The organism is Glutamicibacter sp., from assembly GCF_035257265.1.
GTDB lineage: Bacteria > Actinomycetota > Actinomycetes > Actinomycetales > Micrococcaceae > Glutamicibacter.
Genome location: NZ_DATEXC010000012.1, coordinates 72,905 through 94,930, shown reverse-complemented (window position 1 = coordinate 94,930; position 22,026 = coordinate 72,905). Strand labels below are relative to the sequence as shown.

Genomic DNA, 22,026 nt, shown 5'->3' with positions numbered 1-22,026 from the left:
GATTTGGCATTACCGCGCTAATTATCAGGGGTGCGAATGTTAGTACGATGTGCCAGAAGCCTTGAAGCTCGATAGCATTATTCCTTGTGAGCTACATCATCCAGGGTGCTCACGTAGATGTAACTCGAAAGCGAAAGGTGTAGCCGTCGATGCTATCCGAGGAAACTATCACGGCGATTGCCGATGAACTTGTCGAAGCAGGAGCCACTCGCACTCCGGTTCAGCGACTAACTGCGCGCTACCCAGAGATGACGGTGGAGGATTCTTACCGTGTCCAGAACCTCTGGCGGCAGCGCTCGGAAGCCGCCGGCCGCAAACTTGTAGGACGCAAAATCGGGTTGACCTCGCGGGCCATGCAGATGGCTACAGGTATTACCGAACCGGATTACGGGATCATCTTCGATGACATGCTCTACGACTCGGGCGCGAGTTTTAAATGGTCTGACTTTACCGGTGCACGCGTCGAGATGGAACTTGCCTTCAAGCTGAAGAAGGACATCGAGGGGCCGAACGCCAATATTTTTGATGTACTTGAAGCCACAGAATACGTCATTCCAGCCTTAGAAATCCTCGATGCTCGCGTGGAAATGGAAGGGCGCACCATCGTCGATACCATTAGCGACAACGCAGCCATGGGTGCGATGGTCATGGGTGGAAATCCTATGAAGCCTGATGCCATCGACCTGCGTTGGGTCTCGGGAATCCTGTTCAAGAACCAGACGGTGGAAGAAACCGGCGTAGCCGCAGGTGTGCTTAACCATCCGGCAGCCGGTGTGTACTGGCTGGCTAACAAGATCGCCCCGCACGGCGACAAGCTCAAAGCCGGAGAGATCATCTTGGCCGGTTCATTCACCCGGCCTATGTGGGTCAATGAAAATGACACAGTCTTCGCCGACTACGGACCGATGGGAACAGTGACATGTCATTTCGAGTAGAGCCAGACCCATCACTGAAAGACGCCTTGAGCGGTGCTGACCATGCTTTAACTGGCATTTGGGTTTGCTCTGCCTCGGCATTGAATGCAGAAATCTGTGCGGGTGCCGGCTTTGACTGGCTCTTCATTGATGCTGAACACTCGCCAAACGATCTGCAAAATGTCCTGGCGCAGCTCCAAGCGGTCCGCGGTTACCCTACAATTCCTGTGGTTCGCCCTCCGGTAAATGATCCGGTGATTATCAAGCAGTTCTTAGATCTTGGTGTGCAATCACTAATAATCCCGATGGTTAATGACGCACAGCAAGCCGCAGCGGCGGTAGCGGCCTGCAATTACCCGCCACTGGGCGTCCGCGGTGTCGGTTCAGCGTTGGCTCGTTCGGCCCGCTGGAACCGCATACCGGACTACCTCACCCGCGCGTCGGAGACAATCACCGTGATGGTGCAGATCGAATCAGCTGAGGCTGTAAGCAATGTCGCCGAAATCGTGGCCACTGAAGGGATTGACGGGATCTTTATCGGCCCGTCAGATCTTGCCGCCTCCATGGGGGTTATTGGGCAACAAGGTCACCCAGACGTGGTCGCTGGGGTAATGAAATCGATTCAAGCCGCAAAGTCTGCCGGGAAATACGCAGGCGTTAATGCTTTTGATCAAGCCAGTGCACGCAAGTACATCGAAGCCGGTGCCGACTACGTGGGTGTCGGTGCCGATGTTGCACTGTTGGCTCGAGCTACCGAGGCACTCGCAGCCAGTTTTAAAGGTGAGTCGCAAGGCTCCGCCCCGGCGAGCTACTGATACCTGCCTCGGTGAGGTGATGTGCCACCGTTGCGCGTCGATTCTCAACGGGCGACGCCAATGGTGGCACCATTGAAGATGATGAGCCGCGAAAAGAAACCCATGAAAGCCGTGATGTTGCGTCTACGCAACGGATGGCCAATGCCTCTTGCCCTGCAGGGTGTGTTCGAAATTGTACAGTCCATCGTTTTCTGCATGGCACTGTTAACCGTGCCTCTGGTGGCGGTGTATTTCAGCGGCGGATTCCTCGAAAATTCATTTGAGACGATCCTGCAATTTGGTGGGTTGCTCTGGTTGCTCATTCATGGGGTGCCACTTGAAGTGCTAAACCTCGGTCCGGAAGCGGACCCGAGCGCGGTTTCAGGTTTGCTAACGTTGCTGCCTTTGGGCTTGAGCCTATTACCCTTTATCTTTTGTTGGCGTGCTGGCCGGCGCATTGCTAGAGCGTCCTACACCGACCAGCTTTGGCAAGGCTTGGCCGGAGCATTTATCACCTACGGAGCTATCGGCACCGGAGTCGCATTTTTGGCTAGTAATTCCTACGCCAAGGCGAACCTCATATCGGCCACGTTTATCCCTTTGATCATCGCTTTTGTTGGACTGATTTTTGGTGCACGCCGTGAAGCAGGCTCTTGGGGCAGGCTGATCGGTGTGGACGTCGCGGCGCATATTTCACGTATTTCCCCGCACCGCAGATGGGCCGGAACCTATGTGTGGCACGTGATCGTGGCAGGGTTTATTGGATATATGGCCGCGGTAGCCATATCCGGAATTCTCATGAGCATCACCGTTGGCCTGCATTGGGCCGATGTCGCAAATATTTACCAAGAGCTGCGCCCAGGGCCTATCGGATCTTTCGCGCTCACGTTACTGCAGCTCGGACTCATCCCGAACGCGGTTTTCTGGGTACTTTCTTGGATCAGCGGCGGCGGATTCAGCATTGGGACTGGCAGTACCCTTTCAACACTCGAAACGACCGTGGGTCCACTACCTTCGATGCCACTATTCGCCGCATTGCCATCGGGTGAGGCAGGAAATCAATGGCTATTCCTGTTATTGCCGGTGATCGCTGGAATCGTTGCCGGTTGGTACTTCCTCCGCGTGGGTGAAAATCACCTTGAGGATTGGTTTGCCCGCCGCATCCCCTTCAACATTCTTTCGCTGGGCGTCTCGACACTGTGCCTCGCAGTGTTCACCGGAATCGCTGCAGGTCTGGTGAGCCTAGCCGGTTCGTGGCTGTCATCTGGTTCGTTAGCCATAGGAAGGCTGACCGAGCTAGGGCCACATATGTGGGTCACGGCCGGCGCCTTAGCGTTGCAAATCGGACTGGGTACAGCTATTGGCTATCTAGTGGCTCCGCTATTCGAAACCGATCCAGTACTCGAAGGCTAACTGCGCTTACGTGTGGGGCGAAGCGCTAACGGATGGGACGTAATGTCAACGAATCACCGTTGGCCCGCGGGAGCTGAAACTCGCCCAGTTGCTGGGAAGTTTGCGAAGTCATCACGAGCAAGACCGCTGAATCCGCGGAGATGATCTCGATCGGAGGGCGTAGATCGCTGTGATTGTCAGGGACCAGCTCCCTAATAGCTTCGGTAGCGCTCTGCTCGGAAATATCTGGTGGCAGCAAGTAGCTGACAACATCAAAGCTTGATTCACCCCCGGTGACTTCCAACAGAATGCCGTTGTCCAACACGTGCTGAACAGGCGGGCAGGTAGACGAAGCAATCTCGGGGTAATCGCCTTGTTCTTTGGGCGCTGCGACCGTTAGCAGGCACAACTCACCGGCTTCACCCTCCGCCACAAAATGCTCTCCATATCCCGAACTGGCAAGGTGACGAAGCGAGTCCACCACGTAGGTGCCACTGGCTTCAAATCCGTCGGGAAGCTGATCTTTGTCTGTCGCTTCATCAACGAGTCGCGGCATGAGCTCGGCCGCGGAAGTTGAAGACTGTGATTCTTCGACTCTAGAATCCTCGCTAGAACACCCGGAAACCATCATGAGGCCGGTGAGTGATAACGCAAAGATCTTAGTGCTGTGTCGAATCTTCATATTTTTTCAGTTCCTTGATCGGCGATGGCTCGGGTGCCTAACTAGAAGTCTAAACACCGGGAATCGCCGAACCAAAATATCGAATGAAATAAATATGACCTAGTAAATCTCTATGCCTGCAAGTCCCATATATGGTGCAATACGTCGTGCCAGGCATATTGGTTGAGGGTTGCGACGGTAAATGTCGCTCCATTTGAGCGCAATCCTTGGCGGCCATAGTCAGTCGGATCAATTGCTGCCAAATTCTGAATGTAAAGCGACGCAGAAGTTCGCAACCGGGTGGCAGCTGTATCGGTATCCAGATCGTTGTACTGACCTTTTTCGGCGGCTTGATCCTGATCCCAATCAGGGAAGGTCGGATCATCTTGGCTAGTCATCAGCTTCAGGCGTTCGATCATCGTCACTAACATGTCGGCGACATGAACTACATACTCCTGATCACTCCAGCGCGCAGGGTCTGTCCGAACTCTTGCTTGCGGACGGTGTAAAGCAAGTAAAAAGCGGTCTACGAACTGGGGTAGCTGCTCAATCACCCGTGCAGGGGTAACCTCACGCACATCATGATGGCATTGGGTGCAGATAGATTGCAGAACGAAGGTCCAGTTCTTCCCATCTGGGATGATCTCGGTCATGGCAAGCTCCTATGCTGGTTGCTCTTAAGCACAGTCTAGGCGCAGTGAATTGGCGTGTGTGAGCACTGTTACTTCACCTGCCGGGCGGTATGCAAAGTGAGCGCACTGCGAACCGTAGAATGGCTAGCATGCGCATTGTTGTACTTGTCTCTGGAACTGGTTCGAATCTTCAGTCGGTTATCGACGCCGTCGCCAGCAATGAATTAGCTGATGTCCAGATCGCAGCGGTTGGTGCTGACAAGCATGGGACCTACGGTGTAGAACGTTCCGAAGCCGCCGGCATCGAAACATTTGTGGTCAATTTCAAAGACTACGAAGACCGTGCCGAATGGAACCACGCATTAACTCAAAAATGCCAGTCATATCAGCCTGACTATGTGGTTTCCTCGGGCTTTATGCGAATTGTGGGCGAAGAGTTCATCAACGCATTCGACGGTACCTATATCAACACTCATCCGGCATTGCTTCCCTCGTTCCCAGGTGCGCACGGTGTGCGCGACGCGCTTGCCTACGGTGTTAAAGTCACCGGGTGCACGGTGCACATTGCCGATGCAGGGGTGGACACCGGCCCGATTCTGCGGCAAGAACCAGTGGCAGTTCTCGATGAGGACACCGAAGAAACCTTGCATGAGCGCATCAAAGTGGTTGAACGCCGACTGCTCATTGCCACCCTGGGAGACTTGGCTCGGAACAAATAGCTCACCGTAGGCCAACGTAGAATGGATGGCGATATGAGCGAACATTCAGACTTGGCCGAACCGGCTGGCAACGAGCCCCTCTTCACCGACGCCGAATTGACGACGGCGCTGAAAGTGCTGGGGACCGTGCATCAACTTCCCAGCGAAGACGAGCGGCATATCGCCGTGCGCCGCGCCACGAGCAATATGTTCAAGGCAGCTAAACGTTACCGGAAGTCGCAGAAGCGCGCGGAGATCACCGCGGCAGACCGGGCAGCCATTGAACGAACCGCCACTGGCTCCCCGCAACGTCTGGATGACGAAACACTCGGCCTTGATCTGAGCTCCGGTACCGAAGAACTTACCGCCGGGGAGTACCTACGACCGCGCGGATGTTATATCTGTAAGAAGCGGTACACCACAGTTGATGCCTTCCACCACTATCTGTGTCCCGAGTGTGCGGCAGCAGGCCGGGAACGTAGGGACGCAAGGGCAGACCTCAGCGGCAAACGTGCGCTACTAACCGGTGGGCGAGCAAAAATTGGCATGCACATTGCGCTTCGCCTCTTACGTGATGGCGCGCATACGACCATCACTACCCGCTTTCCCCGAGACGCCGCCCGACGCTTTGCGGCGGTGGAAGACGCTGCCCACTGGATCCACCGGCTGCGGATCGTTGGTATTGATCTACGTGACCCCGCCCAGGTGATTTCGCTGGCTGACCGAGTTGCGGCCGAGGGGGCACTGGACATCCTGATCAACAACGCCGCTCAAACGGTGCGCCGCACCTCGAACTCCTATCAGCACCTGATCGAAGCAGAAGCTCAGCAATTACCGGCAGAACTTGAGTTTTCCGAAGGCGGCCCCGAAATTTGGGGCGAAGCCAACCCACCGGCCGAGCATCCCAAGGCGCTGGCCAGTGCCCTAGGACTCGAAGACTCTGCACTGCTCGCGGTAGCGGAGAATTCGCGCTATGACGCGCAAGCGCTCGCCGAAGCTGCCATGACCGCTGGGTCAGCAAGCCTAGAACGTATTAGCGCTGGAACTGCCATTGATGCTGGTGGTTTGGTCCCCGATGTGGTCACCGAAAACTCTTGGACCCAGATCCTTGGAAGTGTGGATGCCCTGGAGATGCTCGAAGTGCAGTTGTGTAATGTAACCGCTCCCTTCTTGCTGGCCTCCCGGCTGCGTCCGGCACTAGCGGCTTCGGATGCGCACCGTAAATATATTGTGAATGTCTCCGCTATGGAGGGGCAGTTTTCCCGTCGGTATAAGGGCGCTGGTCACCCGCATACCAACATGGCCAAAGCTTCGCTCAATATGCTCACCCGCACGAGCGCGGAAGAAATGCTGCAGACTGATCGGATTTTGATGTCTGCCGTGGACACCGGGTGGATCACCGATGAGCGTCCCCACGATTCAAAGGTCCGGATGGTGGCCGAAGGGTGGCATGCGCCGTTGGATTTGATCGATGGTGCGGCACGTGTGTACCAGCCGATAGTTGATGGCGAACGCGGTATTGATCTGTACGGCTGTTTTCTTAAGGATTACGAACCGTCCCCGTGGTGAGTAAGACTCGACCAAACTGACTAAGACAGGAAGGATCCAGCCGACGGCTGGACCCCTCCTGTCCTAGTGAATGAACCTAAAGTTTAAATCGCACGGTTCGTACCTCGAAGGCGCCTAAGACCAGTTGAACGGCGTTATCTACTACCTCAGTTGTTTCATCTGCCAACGGGTCTTCTAGCAGCGTCACCGTGTTTACAGCGGTGAACTGCGTATTGATCTTCAGGGTTCCGCGCGCTCTGCGTCCGAGTGACTCGTATACGCGCACTACTAAGTCTCCGGACTGATCCGAAGCCAGCTTCACGCTGGACACCACGAGACCTGCACCTTCGAGGCGCACCAGTGGGTCTACGCTCTGAGCTCCGCTAATGACACGCTCTGCGCTATTTAGCAACGCACCCGCTTCGGTGGCCGAAGCGATATCGGCGCCAATGACCATCCCATAACGGTGAGTCTGAAGACCTTGGTCGGTATGTGGATCTGGGAATCGTGGAGCGCGCAGTAGCGATAGCCTCAACGTCGTTGAGATCCCGGCTTCGGTGGAATCGCGGGTGACATCAAAACCGTAAATTGAATCGTTGATCAGAGCTGCACCGAAGCCTGGCTCCTGTGCAAGTACAAAACGATGCATGGAGGTTTCGAACTTCGCAGCTTCCCAACTGGTGTTTACATGTGTGACGCGTTGGTGATATCCAAACTGGGTCTCTGCGATGGTGTGCTCTGCACGAATATCCAACGGGAAGGCGACCTTAAGGAATTTCTCCGCCTCATGCCAGTCGGTGCTCTGCGTGATCTGCAGCGTGCGTGACCCTGGGGCCAGCACTAGTTCCTGCACCACCTTGGACTTGGAGAAGCTCCGCACAATGCTCAACTTTGCGCTTCCGTCGGATTCTTGGGAAAGCTGAATCGACTCAAGCTCACGCAAATCGGTGACCTGGTTGCGGTAGTACTTATCTACATCCCAGGCGTCCCACATATTCGGGAAGTCCTGATGCAGCTGCAGTAGGTTTGCTTCTTGTCCCTGCGCGATAGCATCGCGTCCGGTAGACAAATCTACCGCTGAGGTGATCAATCCTTCGGAGGTCACAAAAATGCGTACGAGCGAATTTTCGAGTAGGTATCCGTTGTTTTGCCCGACCGCGTGAACTGCATCGCCCGTGGTGGTTTCGACTTCGCCGGCCGCACCAAAAGAAAGCCCGGAGCGTTCATATGGAGCTGCGTTGAAGGTCAGCGGTTTAGACCCGGTACCGGCAAGCGCCTGCTGAGACGCGGCAATCAGTGCCTCAGCTTGTTCGATAACTTCCGCATAGCGCGCTACAACCTCACGGTGCACCCAGGCGATCGAGGTGCCCGGAAGGATGTCATGGAACTGATGCAGCAGAACTGTTTGCCACAGCGAATCGATCTGCTCATAAGGGTACTGAGTTCCTGCATAAATGCTGGCCGTCGCAGCCCACAGTTCCGCTTCAACGAGTAGTTGCTCGGTGCGGCGGTTTCCCTGTTTGGTTTGATGCTGACTGGTGAGAGTCGCGCGGTGAAGTTCCAGATAAAGCTCACCGACCCACACCGGTGGAGACGGCATTTCTTGCTGCGCGCGGTCGAAGAAGTCATTTGGATGCTCCCACTTCACCGTGGCGCTGCCTTCAAGGTTCGCCAGACGGCGGGCCTTGCCTGTCATTTCGCGGGTGGTCCCACCTCCGCCATCTCCCCAACCAACTGGCGCGATTGAATTGTTGGTCACGCGGGCTTCACGGAACTGGCGGGAAGCTTTAGCAACTTCTTCGCCGGAGAGCTGGGAATTATAGGTATCCATGGACGGGAAGTGGCTGAATATCCGTGAGCCATCAATTCCTTCCCAGAGGAAGCTGTGGTGGGGGAACTTGTTCTGCTGGTTCCAAGAAATTTTCTGCGTGAAGAACCATTCGAATCCAGCCCGGCGCATGAGTTGTGGCAATGCCGGAGAATAGCCGAAGGAATCCGGTAACCAGACACCTGCCGAAGTGATGCCGAATTCGTCGCGGAAGAATTTCTGGCCGTAGAGGAACTGTCGTACCAATGATTCGCCAGAGGGCATCACGGTGTCAGATTCCACCCACATTCCACCCAAGGGGAGGAAACGTCCGTCGGCTACTGCCTGCTTCACCCGTTCCCAGACCTCGGGGCGGTGTTCCTTGAGCCAAGCGTACTGTTGCGCGCTCGACATGCCATAGATGAATTCCTCATCGTAATCTAGCAGTTCTACCATGGACGAGCAGGTCCGAGAGACCTTTCGAATGGTTTCACGCAGTGGCCAGAGCCAAGCCGAATCGATATGCGAATGGCCGATAGCCGAAATTTTATGGGCACTATGTTCTGCCGGTGCTGCCAGTACCTGAACTAGCTGGTCGCGCGCGGCCTGAGCGGTCAGGACAATATGCTGCAAATCCAGCACATCCATCGAGTTATCCAGTGCCTGCAGAATCTGCATACGGCGTGGTCCCTCAGGCAACTGAGCTTGCAGATCCAACAGGACTTCAAGGTCAAGCACCAGGTCGTGGACTACTGGCTCGAAGACAGCCAGATCCATGCGACGAATAGTGTAGAGCTTGCGCGGAGACGAGGTGAGAATGTCACCCTGTTCCGTGGGAAGGAAAGGATGGTAGTCAAGAAGTACCGGGTTAGAAGCTGCCTCGAGGAAAAGCTCCAGTTGCTCCCCACCCTCGGCGCTCTCGCTTACCGGCACCCATTGGTTGCGTGGGTTCAACGCTTTGATAGTGATGCCGTCGGGACGATAGATGAGCCCTTCGCATTGAAACCCGCTCATATTAATATCAAATCCGAGATCAATGACGGCTTCTACACGGCGTCCTGCCCAGTGTTTGGGAACCTGGCCGCGTAATTTAAACCACGTAGTACCCCAGGCCGCACCCCATTGGGTACCGACCGGAGTCTCTGTGTAATCCAGTGCAATGCCTTCTATCGCCGGGATTGGTTCGCCGGCAAGCTCATGCCATGACACCTCTAAGGGAATTGAATCCGAGTAGACCATAGGACGGATACGTTCATCGAGCACGCGCTTGACGCGTCCGGTGGTCAGAGAGATGTCATCATGCATGAATGCCTTTCGCGGAAACGATGTTCCTTGAGAAGAATAAGCTTGCTTTCAGACTATCTAATAAGTTGCTGTATACAGTGTCCACCGCACTCTCACGTGCCCGGTTTGAGAAAATCAGGTATCCGATAAGTATCGATATTTCCTGCTCTGGCAATGAAGCAAGTGTGCCAAGATAAGACCAAACAAGGATATTCACGAATTGGCGGTAGAAGACTTCATGGAATCAACGAATACCGCCCTTTCGGCAGCCCTGCGCTTAGTCGCGTTGGATATCGGCGGGACTAAAACCCAGGCGGTGCGTTACCTAGGGGCTCAAGTGGTGGCCGAAGCTCGAACCGGCAGCGCAAATGTACAAAATGTGAGCGTCGATCAAGCCGAACAAGCGCTGCGCGAAGCATTCACTGCGCTCGGTGATGAACCGGTTGATTTGGTCATTGCCGGCTCGGGAGGAATAGATACGGCCGCCGATGAACTGGCACTGAGCGGGCTGATCGAACAGTTTGCTCCGAAAGCTGAGGTGCGTATCGTGCACGATACGAGGCTGATCCTTGCCGCTGGTTACGCAAAGACTGGAATTGCAGTGATCCTCGGTACCGGCTCGGCAATTTGGGGTGTGAACTCTGACGAGCAAACCGCGCGCTACGGCGGTTGGGGATATCTTTTAGGTGATGAAGGTGCAGGATACTGGTTTGGGCGTGAAGCGGTGCGCCACGCTTTGGATGAGTTTAACCGCGGAAAGCAGTGTTCGGTACTGACCTCTGCGCTTCTAGAGCACTGCGGTTGCAAGCATCCCGAAGAACTCATTGCGCTCTTTCAAGGGCAAACCACTCGCGAATACTGGGCACGATGCGCCTCGGTAGTTTTTGACGCCATTACTGCGGGAGATGCAGCAGCAGAAGAAATTCTTGCACGCGCCGTCACTTACGTCGTGAAAAGCATCGGTGAGGTCGCCAAACAGCTAGAACTTACCGGACCAATTGTGCTGGGCGGGGGAGTGATTGAACACCAGGGGATCTATCAGCAGCGTCTACGCGCGGAACTAAGCTCCGCAGGATTCCACGACCTACGATTCTTGGATCAAAGACCGGTTTACGGTGTAGCGTTCCTGGCCGGACTAATCGGCAATGCCTAAAGGCTCGCTCGGTAGGACGCATGAGGTGCGAACGACCTGTAACGCACCAGCGACTCTGTTGTTTCTCCCCGTATCATCACACCAATCCACACCATAAGGGACAGCAACAACGGAGGCATCACCGGCTGATGTGCCAGAGGGGACCACAAACGTGGAACTGAATTTCCCTGTGTCTTCCATCGGGACGATCAGGTGAATAACATCTTTTCCGTGCGCTTCGGTCACGGTGATTTCTACCTGTGCATCCTGACCATAACGTGGATTGCAAGTAGCTTCGGGAGCAGTAACGCGCACTGTTTCACCACGTGCGGCACTGTTCGGAGCTACAGAATAATCTGGCGGCATGCAGGCAGTGGAAGTGCGTGGCGTCCCTAGACAAGAAGTCAGCCCAGCGCTCAGCATGCCTTGCAGCGCCACGCCGGCGCAAAATCCGCGTATGCCGACCCTGCTTTCAAGAAGTTTGGGCATCTGCATAGCTTTACCTAGACCAAGGCGGTCCAAAGATTTCTCCGGTTTTCAGCACAGCTAGTCCAGTTGAAGTCCACGCGTTTCCGGAGCGAATCGCGCCATCACCAACATGGCCACGATGACCAGCACGGTGGCCCCCGCGAAGAGCCACGGCAGTCCCACGATTGGCCACAGGGCCGCAAAGAGTAGAGGTCCAAAACCAGCGGCAAAACGCGACATCGTCGAAGCCCAACCAAAGCCGCTAGCTCTCAGTTCGGTGGGGTAGAGCTCCGAAACGTAGGCATAGAGCACCGGTATGGCAATTTGCACGACGACACCAAAGACAAGAATCCAAGCCACCGCGGTGGCTGGTGCATCAAGACTGCGTGCCACCACAACAAGTATCAAACCCGAAAGGGGAGCCGAAATACCAAGCAACCACTTACGTCCCACTCGCTCTACCAGCAGCGCTGCGATCACCACACCAAGCAGACCCATGAGCGCCATCACCGCAGTAGCGAAGAAGGATGCGGACTGCGCCATGCCTGCCTCGGTCAGAATGGTAGGCAACCAGGTCAAAGCGAGGTAGTAGACCAGTAATACAGTGATAAATAGCAGCCAGCTGGTAGCAGTGAGCTTGGCCGAATAACGCCACAATTCAACTACTTGCTCCCACCAGCGTGGGCCTCTGCCCGCGGGTGCAGCTTCGATGGCGTAGTCCCTCGGCGTCGCTCCGGTACGTCGAACCAAATCATCGATGACCTCTCGCGCTTCGGTCTCGCGTCCCTTCGCGGCGAGAAACAAGGGGGATTCGGGCATTTTGAGACGCACCAAGAACACCATGAACGCCGGAAGAATCATCACGGCAAGGATAAGTCGCCAGTTCTCCGCAGTGGCCATCACCCAGCCGGAAACAAAGAATGACAGTGCGGCGCCGATGGGCCACCACCCATCCATGGCGGTCAGTACACGTCCGCGCAGTTTCGAGGGAGTGAATTCACCGACTAAGGCATAATCCACCGGAATGCAGCCGCCCAAGCCAACCCCAGCGAGGAAGCGGAATGCGACAAAAAATCCAAAGTTCGGAGAGAGCGCACCGAATACGGTAAACACCGAAAACATCAGCAGGGTCAGCGAGAAAGCGTTCTTTCTTCCATACTTATCTGCAATTCCTCCCCAGAGGAAAGCACCAATGGCCATACCTACCAGATTGGAGGTCCCCAGCAACGCAGCGGTGGGTCGATCCAAGCCCCACTCGGCGGCTACCAATGGAATCAGCGCGCCGTTGAGGGTTACATCCCACGCATCAAACATGAAACCTAAGCCACCGATGATGAAGATGGTTCCCTGGACTTTCCATTTGAAGGGGAGCTCCTGCACTACTTGCGTACCGGAGGGAATCGTGGCAGTTGGCACCTTGAGTAGCCTTTCCTAGGGGCCTCACAAAGTGTGGCACGTTCGCCACGAAGCATACCGAAACCTTGAGCCCCACGCACCTCATTACGCTTATTCAGTAGCTTCGTCAAGGCCTGTTATGACAAGGCATATGGGAGTATTCTCTGGTCATGGGAGTAGATTGGACCGCTCTCGAAGAGGCAATACGGGTGGCTGCCCTTCGACACGCTGCAGAAGTGATTGCTGAGCACCCGGAGCAGAATTTTTATGCCATCGCCCTTCACGGGGTCAGCACCACAGAGAGCGAAAATATCTCTATGCCGCTGCTGGCGCTCAATTCTGTGGAAGCACTCGAACGGGACCGGCAAAGCGAGTCACGCGAGCTTCTCGTGGAGCGCGGCGAAGACCTCGATGAAGATGCCGACTACGAGGACCGTCCGGATGCGCAAAGCGAGGAACACCTGCGCGGAGAAGAACTCATGGACTCCGACAATGATCAGGATGAGGAGTCCGAACAACCAGCAGACGATAGTGATGAAGACACCGAAGACCTTGATCAGGTCTTAGAAGCTATCGAAGCGGATCTCGAAGCCGAAGACAACGACAGTTTCTACTCGGATAAGTGGGAGCCAAGCGATTGGCATTGGTCTTCCATCGAGTTGTGCCAAGATCCGGCGGCACAAATCTGGTCTGATGCAATGACCGAGCAAGCCACGCAAGAGGGGTGGGAGGCTACGATCAAACGTTACTATCACACCCTCGTTGCCGTGGCTCATTCGATTCGTGAAGAGTTGAATGAACGCACCAAGGTGGATCTGGTTGCCTACGTTGCCGATGATGATCATGCAGAAAAACTCCTGGAACTCTGTCTGACCCCACAACAACTTGATGAGCACTTTCCGCAGCTTGAACAGCCAGTTCAATAGTGCCGACATGAACTGCTCAGTCTTTAGCTTCCAGCGCTAGAATAGGTGCGGCGGTCTATGGCCGCCCGCCCCTTTTCATCTCACCGCCGGGAGAGCATTTTCGTGAGTAAGACCGTCTTGGACCGTGTAGCCATTCGCCGCGCGTTGATTTCCGTGTATGACAAGACTGGCCTGGAGGAACTGGCCGCTGGGTTGCACAAAGCTGGCGTGCAGTTAGTCTCCACCGGTTCGACCGCGAAGAAGATCGCGGCAGCAGGAATTCCAGTCACCGAAGTAGAGCAGGTTACCGGCTCCCCGGAAATGCTCGATGGCCGGGTGAAGACCTTGCACCCACGCATCCATGGTGGCATTCTTGCCGACCGCCGCGTGAGCGAGCACATGGACACCCTGTCCTCCATGGACATCGAGCAGATTGATCTGGTCGTGGTGAACCTCTACCCCTTCGTACAGACCGTCGCCTCGGGTGCCAGCCAGGACGAAGTAGTTGAGCAGATCGATATCGGCGGTCCAGCCATGGTCCGCTCGGCTGCAAAGAATCACGCAGCGGTCTCCATCGTGGTTGACCCATCGTTCTACTCGCAGGTCGTCGAGGCAGCCGCAGAAGGCGGCTTCGATCTGAAGACCCGCCAGCGTCTCGCCGCTAAGGCTTACGCGCACACCGCAGCTTATGACACCGCGGTGGCATCATGGACCGCCAGCCAGTTCTTGGATGAAGACGGCGACGGCGTGATCGATTGGCCAGCTTACTCCGGCGTTGCGTTACAGCGCGCCGAGGTGCTGCGCTACGGAGAAAACCCACACCAGCAAGCAGCCCTGTATGTTGACGAGGCAGCTCCTGCCGGCATTGCACAGGCTGACCAGCTGCACGGCAAGCCAATGAGCTACAACAACTACGTGGATGCCGATGCGGCATTGCGTGCAGCTTTTGATTTTGAGCAGCCAGCGGTCGCTGTCATCAAGCACGCGAACCCCTGTGGTGTCGCGGTGGCTTCCCCTGACGCCGTAGATCCAATTGCCGACGCGCACGCCAAGGCACATGCCACCGACCCGGTTTCGGCCTTTGGCGGCGTTATCGCTGCCAACCGCACCGTCACCAAGGCAATGGCAGAAACCGTCAAGGGCATCTTCACCGAGGTTGTTATCGCGCCTAACTTCGAGCCGGAAGCCGTGGAAATCCTTTCGGCTAAGAAGAATATCCGACTGCTGGCCCTGCCAGAAGGTTACGCACGGAATGTCAACGAATTCCGCCAGGTTTCCGGCGGCATGCTGGTACAGGCCGGGGATCAGATCACCGCAGCCGGTGACGACGTGGCCAACTGGACTCTTGCAGCCGGTGCGGCAGCGGATGAAAAAACCTTGGCAGACTTGGCCTTTGCCTGGCGTGCGGTGCGCGCAGCGAAGTCCAACGCAATTCTGATCGCTAAGGACGGCGCAGCCGTTGGTATTGGCATGGGCCAGGTTAACCGCGTGGATTCGTGCAAGCTTGCGGTCGAACGAGCGAACACCCTCGGGGTGAAGATTGAATCGGGTGCAGATGCAGCCGGTGGCGCAGAAAACGTTGACGGTGCTCAGTCTGAACAGCGCAGCCAGGGAGCCGTCGCAGCCTCGGATGCGTTCTTCCCATTTGCCGACGGCCTGCAGATCCTCTTGGATGCCGGTGTTACGGCAGTCGTGCAGCCAGGTGGATCGGTTCGCGACGAGGAAGTAATTGCCGCCGCTAACGCGGCCGGCATCACCATGTACTTCACCGGCGCACGCCACTTCTTCCACTAAGAAATTCGACGCCCCACGGGCCGCTCAAGTTATCTCTATTTGATGACTTGAGCGGCCCGTCGTCTTTTAACACAGGCTACGTATTACTGATATTGAGAATCATTCTCATGTAAGCTCTAGTGCTATGAAGCTTATTTTTGTCTCCTCCTTAGAAGTTCACTGCCGAGATGCCGCGGTCCGCCGCCTGCTGAACGAATACCCTGAGGCGCTGGTGATCAGCCACGATCTCCTCGAGGGAAATCGTGTACTGCGCCGGGTGGAAGGAAGCTCCAACGCCAGTGAACGCGCCGAATCCGTGCTCGAACATGGATGCGTCGGCTGCGCGGTCCGATTTGAAATCCTTCCGACCCTATTGCGCCTGTTGCCTCAGAACGAAGATGCGGTGATCATTCAGGCGTTGCCGGCTACTTGGCATAGCGGTCAAGTCTTGGACATCGTGAGCTCCGAGCTCCAAGGGCGCGGGGTTGCGATCGACCATGTTGTTCTGGCTCTGGATCCCGCCGCCGTGGAAGACCAGTTCTGGGACCGCAGGAACTTGTGGGAATCGGGATTTACCGCGATGGCCAATGATGAGCGCACTGCGGGAGAGTTCCTGATCCGCGAAATTGCGCTGGCTGACAGCCTGTTGTTCGTCGAAGGATTGAGTGTCGAACTACTAGGTGAATCCGCCGGGAACTTGAATTCCTCCGGCGGGCAATTCAGGCATGGAATGAAGCTAATACGCGAACTGGCGCCGCACGCCACGCTCACGTACTCGCAGGGAGAGGTCGCGTTGGGTGCCTATGACCGTGACGAAGCGCTTCGCAGATCGCGCCCCGGCCACTTTCAGCAAGGCTCTGGCGCCCCGGAGGCGGATGATACAAAAATCCTCGTTAAGGTGGAACGGCCGCTAGATGCCGATCGGTTCCGTGAGGTACTGCCGGATCTTGCAGCTACATGCATGTGTATTCGGGGGACTCTCTGGATGGCCAATTGTCCCGGTGTGCGTGTGGCTCTCACTGGGGCCGGACCCCGCATCTGGTTGGAATCAACCGGCGCCTGGGAAAGTGATATTGCCTGCACCCACCTTGAATTGACCGGTTCGGAGCACTGCGAAGCCGAGGTGAGGGCACTGCTGGAACCTTGTGAACTCAGCGATGGGCAGCTCTTGGCTCTGCATGGCGCTTCGGCTGCATTGGATCCCGAGCAGCAACAGCAGAATGCATGGAAACGAGGTGAAAATGAATGAAAGTTAGGAATTCGATCCGGGCGCTGAAAAAGATGCCCGGCGCTCAAGTGGTCCGCCGCCGCGGCAGGGTATTTGTGATAAATAAGAAGAATCCACGGATGAAGGCTCGCCAGGGCTAAATTTATCAGGGCAACACCTCGGTTCTCGAAAGCCAGAAAATGTGCTTTTGAGTTCCGAGGTGTCGTTTTTAAACGATTCTTGTGCGATTGTTTTTGATACGTAGGTTCAAGTCAAATGCTTGCTTCGCGCTATTCCAAAAAGGATTGTTCAACAACCCCTTGCGTGGATTGTTCAACAACCTGTAATGTACTAGTCATCACTCGCGAAGGTGACCGCAATCACCACCGATAGTTATGGATGGAACCATGGCAGATTCAGAGATAAAGCCGCAGATGAGCGCGAAGGCTCGGCGGACCGCCCTTATGGGGGCAATGTTCCTCATGGCCACAAGTGCCATTGGGCCGGGTTTCATCACTCAGACGTCGGAATTTACGGTCAAACTCGGTGCTTCTTTCGCCTTCGCGATTGTTGTATCGATCTTGGTAGATATCGCAGTCCAGCTCAACGTCTGGCGTGTTATTGGCGTCTCCGGAATGCGTGCCCAGGAACTGGGAAACAAGGTACTTCCAGGCATTGGATGGTTCCTTGCCGCCCTGGTCTTTATCGGGGGTGTGGTCTTCAATATCGGAAACATCGCCGGTACCGGCCTTGGCCTGAACGCGATGTTGGGCGTAGACGCGAAAATCGGTGGCGCGATCTCGGCGCTTATCGCTGTTCTCGTCTTCTTGTCTAAAAAAGCCGGAATGGCGCTGGACCGGATTGTAGTGCTCCTTGGAGCATTGATGATCTTGTTGATGCTTTACGTAGCAATCGTTGCCGCACCACCTGTTGGTGAAGCATTGAAGAACACCGTGATGCCTGAAAACATTGACTTCTTGGTCATCACCACGCTGATCGGTGGAACCGTGGGCGGTTACATCACTTACGCCGGAGCGCACCGCATGATCGATTCGGGCACCTCCGGTGTCGAGCACGTCAAAGCAGTCAGCCGTACCTCGGTAGTCAGCATCATCATCACCGGTGTCATGCGAGTGCTGTTGTTTCTCGCGATCTTCGGTGTAGTCGCCGGTGGCGTCGCCTTGACCAGCGATAACAAAGCAGCAGAAGCATTCGGAGCGGCCGCCGGAGAAATCGGCATCCGCACCTTCGGCGTGATTCTCTGGTCTGCTGCGCTGACATCGGTTATCGGTGCTGCATACACCTCGGTATCCTTCGTCACCAAGTCAACGACTAACGAACGCACTCGCAACCTGATCACCGTCGCGTTCATCGCAGTGTGCGCCGTAATCTACTTGCTCCTAGGGCAGGCTCCGCAAACCCTGCTGATCTTCGCCGGCGCCTTCAATGGACTGATCCTGCCCGTTGGGTTTGCGGTTCTCCTCTGGGTTGCCTGGCGTCGCCGCGACCTACTGGACAACTACAAATACCCCGCATGGCTACTGATCGTTGGTGCATTGACCTGGGTGCTGACCATCTACCTTGGGTGGATGTCACTGACTGGCCTAGCCAAGCTCTGGGCCTAAGTGCCAACTAACTCGAGGAGGACATCATGAAGCTTGAACAACCAGCGCGCAGCACACGAGCAGGACTGACACCTAAGGAAGCACGCGAGCTATTCCGAGCAGGTCTGAGCGTACCAACAGCTGGCTACAGTGCCGGCTACGCACAAGCTAACCTGATCATTGTTCCGCAAGACCTAGCATTTGATGTTCTCCTCTTTGCCCAGCGCAATCCCAAATCATGCCCTATTCTGGGAGTTCTTGAAGCAGGCCAGACAAGTAGCGAGCTGCTAGTCGACGGTGACATCCGCACGGACCTGCCTAGGTACACCGTCTATGAGAACGGCGAAAAAGTCGCCGAGCCAACCGATCTTAGCGAATACTGGCGAGATGATCTGGTGACATTCATTGTCGGGTGCTCCTTCACCTTCGAAGCGGCACTTATCGAAAATGGCATCAGCATTGCCCACATCGACCACGGTACTAACGTGCCTATGTATAAGACCAGCATCCGCAGCGCCTCGGCCGGGAGCCTAACTGGACCGATGGTGGTCTCAATGCGTCCGATTCCGGCTGCTCAGGTGGCCGACGCGGTACGCATTACCTCCCGCTATCCAGCGGTTCATGGGGCTCCTGTTCATGTGGGGAACCCGGAAGAAATCGGCATTACGGATCTGGGAAAACCAGACTTCGGCGATGCCCCCTCTATGCCGGACGGAACGATTCCAGTTTTTTGGGCATGCGGCGTGTCCCCACAGGCCGCTGTCATGGAATCCCGTCCTACGCTGGCGATCGGACATGCCCCCGGGCATATGCTAATCACCGACGCCAGGGACTCGAAATATCAGGTGCCGTAACCCCAAGTACTAGCAACTGATTGAGTCCAGTGCCGCGATTCCACCCCCAAGGAATCGCGGCACTTCTAATTTAATCCCTTAGGCCCCGCGCGCAGTACCTAGCTGCAGGGCCAACCAGGCGTCCACTTCAGCTATACGAGAGTTCTTAGCGGCCTCATTAAGAAATGAGCCTTCAAAGGAGTTTCGGGCCAGCGTTGCCAGATCGCCGGCAGTCAGCCCGAACTGTTCGGTCACCGCAGAAATATTGGCGTCTAAATAGCCACCAAAGTAGGCCGGGTCATCGGAGTGCAAGGAAACCTTCAAACCTGCTTTGAGCATCTGTGGCAACGGGTGTTCGGCCAAGGTGTCCACCGCGCGCAAACGAACATTAGAAAATGGGCATACGGTCAGTGGCATCTGCTCTGTGACTAAGCGAGCCACCAACTCAGGATCGTCCATGCAGCGGATACCGTGGTCGACACGCTCAACCTTCAAGAGGTCTAGCGCTTGGCGGATGTAATCGGCTGGGCCTTCTTCGCCGGCATGGGCCACTACATGCAGTCCGTGCTCGCGTGCGTAGCTGAAGACCTCTTCGAAGAGCTCTGGCGGGAATCCGAGCTCGGAGGAGTCTAAGCCGATCCCGTCGATGTCATGATTCTCGGCGACAATCATTTTCAGGATTTCCATGGCTGAAGCAGCCGGAGCATGACGCCAGAAGCAGGCGATTAGTTTATGGGTAATACCCCATTGCTGCTCGGCCTCTTCAAGCCCAGCACGTATCCCTGAAATGGCCTCGAACAGCGAAAGGCCACGTTCAATGTGTGCCTGCGGGTCAAAAAATAGTTCCACATGCCGCACCCCGGACTCGTGCGCACGTTTCAGATACGCGGCCGTGATCACTTTGAAATCTTCGCTGGTGCGCAGTACTGCCATATTGGCGTAGAAAAGATCGAGGAACGACTGCAGGTTATTAAATTCGTAGTGTGCGCGTAGTTCCTCGATGGACTCATAGGGCAGATCGATGCCATTCTTGGAGGCCAGAGCGAAAATTGTCTCCGGTTCCAGAGAGCCTTCCAAATGGATGTGTAATTCAGCAAGGGGCAATTTCACGAAAGATCCTTCCAAGGAATCACAGTTTTGGATTCCTGGGTCTGGTGCGTTTTGGTGCGATGAATTATTGGCACAAGATGGCCACGCTTCGAGGTGGGAAACGAATCGAGGTCGCCATCAGTCTGATTTAACGATACCCGTGTGATTGATCAGGACCAGTTACATTATGAAGCGGTACTCCTCACCGTTTCAGGAAGAAACCATGGACTTGAAGAGGCCTATATTAGACGCCTGACAGAATCATAATGATTCGCTGACGTAATTGATGTGGACTTACGCCGAGATCCTTCAGACATTGTGATGCCAGTCCGTCACTCACGCGGAGCAATGCCAAAAGCAGATGCTCGGTATCTACTAGTCCATGACCAAGCTCCTTGGCTTCGCGTAACGAAAGGCGAAGGAGCTTTTTGGCACGCGCGGTTAGCCGGACTTCGTCGCCCGGTTCAACCGAATTGATCCTTGGCACCGTTTGCAGCTTCGAGAGGATCTTGTCGGAAGAAATGTCGAGGGCCTGTAGGGCTTGGGCAGCTACTCCGTGCCCTTCGCGGTGCAAAGCTATCAGGAGATGCTCGGTGCCCAGCTGGCCTTCGTTGTGTTCGGTGGCCGCTTGCTGAGCCAATACAAGTACCAAACGTGCCGGTTCGGTGAACTTCTCAAATATGTCTTCACGTCCTCTAGGACTCCATGCTCTGATGCTACGCGCATTGTGAAGCGAATAGCTGACTAAAGTGCAAGGAGTGATCGTACATAGCTGTACTTTTTCGCCAACCGTTCCCGGGTCCCCACGGCTAAGCGTGCGGTGCGTTCAGGGGATGTATTGTCGGCAAGATCTGCATGCTTGACGAGCAATCCTATGGGATTTGCGCGGACCCGCGCGCAGTAGTCTTCGACGTTTTCGCCCTGACGCTTAGTCACTGAATCGACTGCCATGATGACGTTCTGGGAGACTCCAGCGGCCAGGAGATCCGAAGCAGTAACCTCGCAGTCTTCGATCACATCATGAAGCCAAGCGGTAGCAACAGCAGCATCGGTACCGCCTTGGTCATGAACCTTCGCTGCCACGCGTGCGGGATGGGTAATATAGTCTGCTCCGGACTTGTCTACTTGGCCCCGATGGGCACGGCGAGCAATGGCTTCAGCGATGAAGGGCATTGAAGGATCAGGCATGGTGCTCCTAGCGCGGTTGCGAGGACTCGTAGTGTTCTAAGAGTTCGGCCTCAGCAGTATTCAAATAAACCTGCAAAGTATCGGCAGCTTCCATCCGTTGCCCGGCGCCCAGCAGGTCAACCAAGGCGCCGTTTCGTGAGACGTAGTGTGAGTGAAAGTCCGGTGCATCGCTCATCGCATGGAACACCAGACGCATTTTCGCCAGTACCCGGCTCATCAACTCGAGCAGGTGAGCACTTCCGGTAGCACGTACTATTGTTTCGTGAAATTGCTGATTGGCGTCTGCCATGAGGGTAATATTTTCAGCATCAGCGGCGGCACGGGCCTGCCCAATGATCCGCGCTAGCTCATCTACATCTAACTTGGGACCCCAAGCCAACGCGGCTGGCTCGATAGTTCGGCGAACCGCGTAGATTTCCCTGATATCCGCCGCATCTGGGGAAGCGACGAACACCCCGCGATTCGGAATGCGCGAAATAATCAGGTCACTGTCTAACAGCGTGAATCCTTCACGCAACGTATTACGCGAGACCCCCAGTGCGCTGGACAAAGCTTGTTCGGAGAGCTTGGAACCGGGGAGCAAACGCCCTTCAGCGATTTCTTGGCGCAAGGTCGAGGCCACCCAAGTGCTGGTATGCGCATGGGTGGACCCGTCGCCTAACGGAATCGAAGTGTAAATCTCGCTCACGTTCATCCCCCTAA

General features: G+C 55.6%; 21 protein-coding genes. 12 read left to right on the top strand and 9 right to left on the bottom strand.

Going from position 1 to position 22,026, the window contains the following annotated elements; all coding sequences use genetic code 11:
* The first annotated feature begins 149 nt into the window (after positions 1-149).
* From hpaH to VJ369_RS01255, 3 genes are read left to right on the top strand one after another with little or no spacing between them, the layout of a single operon-like run.
* A complete protein-coding gene (gene hpaH / locus VJ369_RS01265) occupies positions 150-935 on the top strand; it encodes a 2-oxo-hept-4-ene-1,7-dioate hydratase (protein ID WP_324090346.1) in 786 nt (261 codons plus the stop codon).
* Complete coding sequence (locus VJ369_RS01260) at positions 920-1,729, top strand: HpcH/HpaI aldolase/citrate lyase family protein (protein ID WP_324090345.1); 810 nt, start codon at positions 920-922, stop codon at positions 1,727-1,729. The genes hpaH and VJ369_RS01260 overlap by 16 nt, the downstream gene beginning before the upstream one ends.
* 60 nt (positions 1,730-1,789) lie before the next feature.
* Entirely contained in the window at positions 1,790-3,121 is a 1,332-nt protein-coding gene (locus VJ369_RS01255; protein ID WP_324090344.1) for a DUF6350 family protein, read from the top strand.
* A gap of 25 nt (positions 3,122-3,146) precedes the next feature.
* On the opposite strand, the gene VJ369_RS01250 is transcribed toward VJ369_RS01255, so the two are convergent.
* Together VJ369_RS01250 and VJ369_RS01245 are read right to left on the bottom strand one after the other, a co-directional pair.
* Positions 3,147-3,782 (bottom strand): hypothetical protein, encoded by a 636-nt coding sequence (locus VJ369_RS01250; protein WP_324090343.1) that lies wholly within the window; start codon positions 3,780-3,782, stop codon positions 3,147-3,149.
* Positions 3,783-3,892: 110 nt separating this feature from the next.
* Positions 3,893-4,414, bottom strand: a complete 522-nt coding sequence (locus tag VJ369_RS01245) for a DinB family protein (protein ID WP_324090342.1) — start codon at positions 4,412-4,414, stop codon at positions 3,893-3,895.
* 128 nt (positions 4,415-4,542) lie between these two features.
* Between VJ369_RS01245 and purN the strand changes: the two genes are divergently transcribed.
* Together purN and VJ369_RS01235 are read left to right on the top strand one after the other, a co-directional pair.
* On the top strand, positions 4,543-5,112 hold the full coding sequence (gene purN, locus VJ369_RS01240; protein ID WP_324090341.1) for a phosphoribosylglycinamide formyltransferase: 570 nt from the start codon (positions 4,543-4,545) through the stop codon (positions 5,110-5,112).
* A 33-nt stretch (positions 5,113-5,145) separates the two neighbouring features.
* Positions 5,146-6,660 carry an SDR family NAD(P)-dependent oxidoreductase gene (locus VJ369_RS01235; protein ID WP_324090340.1) on the top strand — a complete coding sequence of 505 codons (1,515 nt, stop codon included), beginning with the start codon at positions 5,146-5,148 and terminating at the stop codon, positions 6,658-6,660.
* 76 nt (positions 6,661-6,736) lie between these two features.
* Here the strand turns inward: VJ369_RS01235 and VJ369_RS01230 are convergent, their stop codons facing one another.
* Complete coding sequence (locus VJ369_RS01230) at positions 6,737-9,751, bottom strand: alpha-mannosidase (RefSeq protein ID WP_324090339.1); 3,015 nt, start codon at positions 9,749-9,751, stop codon at positions 6,737-6,739.
* A 217-nt stretch (positions 9,752-9,968) separates the two neighbouring features.
* Here VJ369_RS01230 and VJ369_RS01225 point away from each other — a divergent pair, with 217 nt between their 5' ends.
* Positions 9,969-10,883, top strand: a complete 915-nt coding sequence (locus tag VJ369_RS01225; RefSeq protein WP_324090338.1) for an N-acetylglucosamine kinase — start codon at positions 9,969-9,971, stop codon at positions 10,881-10,883.
* Here the strand turns inward: VJ369_RS01225 and VJ369_RS01220 are convergent.
* Together VJ369_RS01220 and VJ369_RS01215 are read right to left on the bottom strand one after the other, a co-directional pair.
* Complete coding sequence (locus VJ369_RS01220) at positions 10,866-11,357, bottom strand: hypothetical protein (RefSeq protein ID WP_324090337.1); 492 nt, start codon at positions 11,355-11,357, stop codon at positions 10,866-10,868. The two genes, VJ369_RS01225 and VJ369_RS01220, sit on opposite strands and share 18 nt — an antisense overlap.
* A 51-nt stretch (positions 11,358-11,408) precedes the next feature.
* Entirely contained in the window at positions 11,409-12,746 is a 1,338-nt protein-coding gene (locus tag VJ369_RS01215) for an MFS transporter (RefSeq protein WP_324090336.1), read from the bottom strand.
* A gap of 149 nt (positions 12,747-12,895) precedes the next feature.
* On the opposite strand from VJ369_RS01215, the gene VJ369_RS01210 reads away from it, so the two are divergent.
* The 6 genes from VJ369_RS01210 (at position 12,896) to VJ369_RS01185 (ending at position 19,068) form a co-directional block, all read left to right on the top strand.
* Positions 12,896-13,651: a DUF4303 domain-containing protein gene (locus VJ369_RS01210; RefSeq protein WP_324090335.1), complete on the top strand. Its 756-nt coding sequence runs from the start codon at positions 12,896-12,898 to the stop codon at positions 13,649-13,651.
* A 102-nt stretch (positions 13,652-13,753) separates the two neighbouring features.
* On the top strand, positions 13,754-15,424 hold the full coding sequence (purH, locus tag VJ369_RS01205) for a bifunctional phosphoribosylaminoimidazolecarboxamide formyltransferase/IMP cyclohydrolase (protein WP_324090334.1): 1,671 nt from the start codon (positions 13,754-13,756) through the stop codon (positions 15,422-15,424).
* 124 nt (positions 15,425-15,548) lie between these two features.
* Complete coding sequence (locus VJ369_RS01200; protein WP_324090333.1) at positions 15,549-16,652, top strand: GTP-binding protein; 1,104 nt, start codon at positions 15,549-15,551, stop codon at positions 16,650-16,652.
* Entirely contained in the window at positions 16,649-16,771 is a 123-nt protein-coding gene (gene ykgO, locus VJ369_RS01195) for a type B 50S ribosomal protein L36 (RefSeq protein WP_324090332.1), read from the top strand. The genes VJ369_RS01200 and ykgO overlap by 4 nt, the downstream gene beginning before the upstream one ends.
* Before the next feature lie 246 nt (positions 16,772-17,017).
* On the top strand, positions 17,018-18,235 hold the full coding sequence (locus VJ369_RS01190) for an NRAMP family divalent metal transporter (RefSeq protein ID WP_324090331.1): 1,218 nt from the start codon (positions 17,018-17,020) through the stop codon (positions 18,233-18,235).
* A gap of 26 nt (positions 18,236-18,261) precedes the next feature.
* Entirely contained in the window at positions 18,262-19,068 is an 807-nt protein-coding gene (locus VJ369_RS01185; RefSeq protein ID WP_324090330.1) for a putative hydro-lyase, read from the top strand.
* Positions 19,069-19,146: 78 nt separating this feature from the next.
* On the opposite strand, the gene VJ369_RS01180 is transcribed toward VJ369_RS01185, so the two are convergent.
* The 4 genes from VJ369_RS01180 to VJ369_RS01165 all read right to left on the bottom strand — a co-directional run bounded on the left by VJ369_RS01180 (position 19,147) and on the right by VJ369_RS01165 (position 22,018).
* On the bottom strand, positions 19,147-20,157 hold the full coding sequence (locus VJ369_RS01180) for an adenosine deaminase (protein WP_324090329.1): 1,011 nt from the start codon (positions 20,155-20,157) through the stop codon (positions 19,147-19,149).
* A 223-nt stretch (positions 20,158-20,380) separates the two neighbouring features.
* Complete coding sequence (locus tag VJ369_RS01175; RefSeq protein WP_324090328.1) at positions 20,381-20,776, bottom strand: Clp protease N-terminal domain-containing protein; 396 nt, start codon at positions 20,774-20,776, stop codon at positions 20,381-20,383.
* A gap of 104 nt (positions 20,777-20,880) precedes the next feature.
* Complete coding sequence (locus VJ369_RS01170) at positions 20,881-21,324, bottom strand: HD domain-containing protein (protein WP_324090327.1); 444 nt, start codon at positions 21,322-21,324, stop codon at positions 20,881-20,883.
* Between the two features lie 7 nt (positions 21,325-21,331).
* Positions 21,332-22,018 carry a GntR family transcriptional regulator gene (locus tag VJ369_RS01165; protein WP_414652601.1) on the bottom strand — a complete coding sequence of 229 codons (687 nt, stop codon included), beginning with the start codon at positions 22,016-22,018 and terminating at the stop codon, positions 21,332-21,334.
* Between the last annotated feature and the right edge of the window lie 8 nt (positions 22,019-22,026).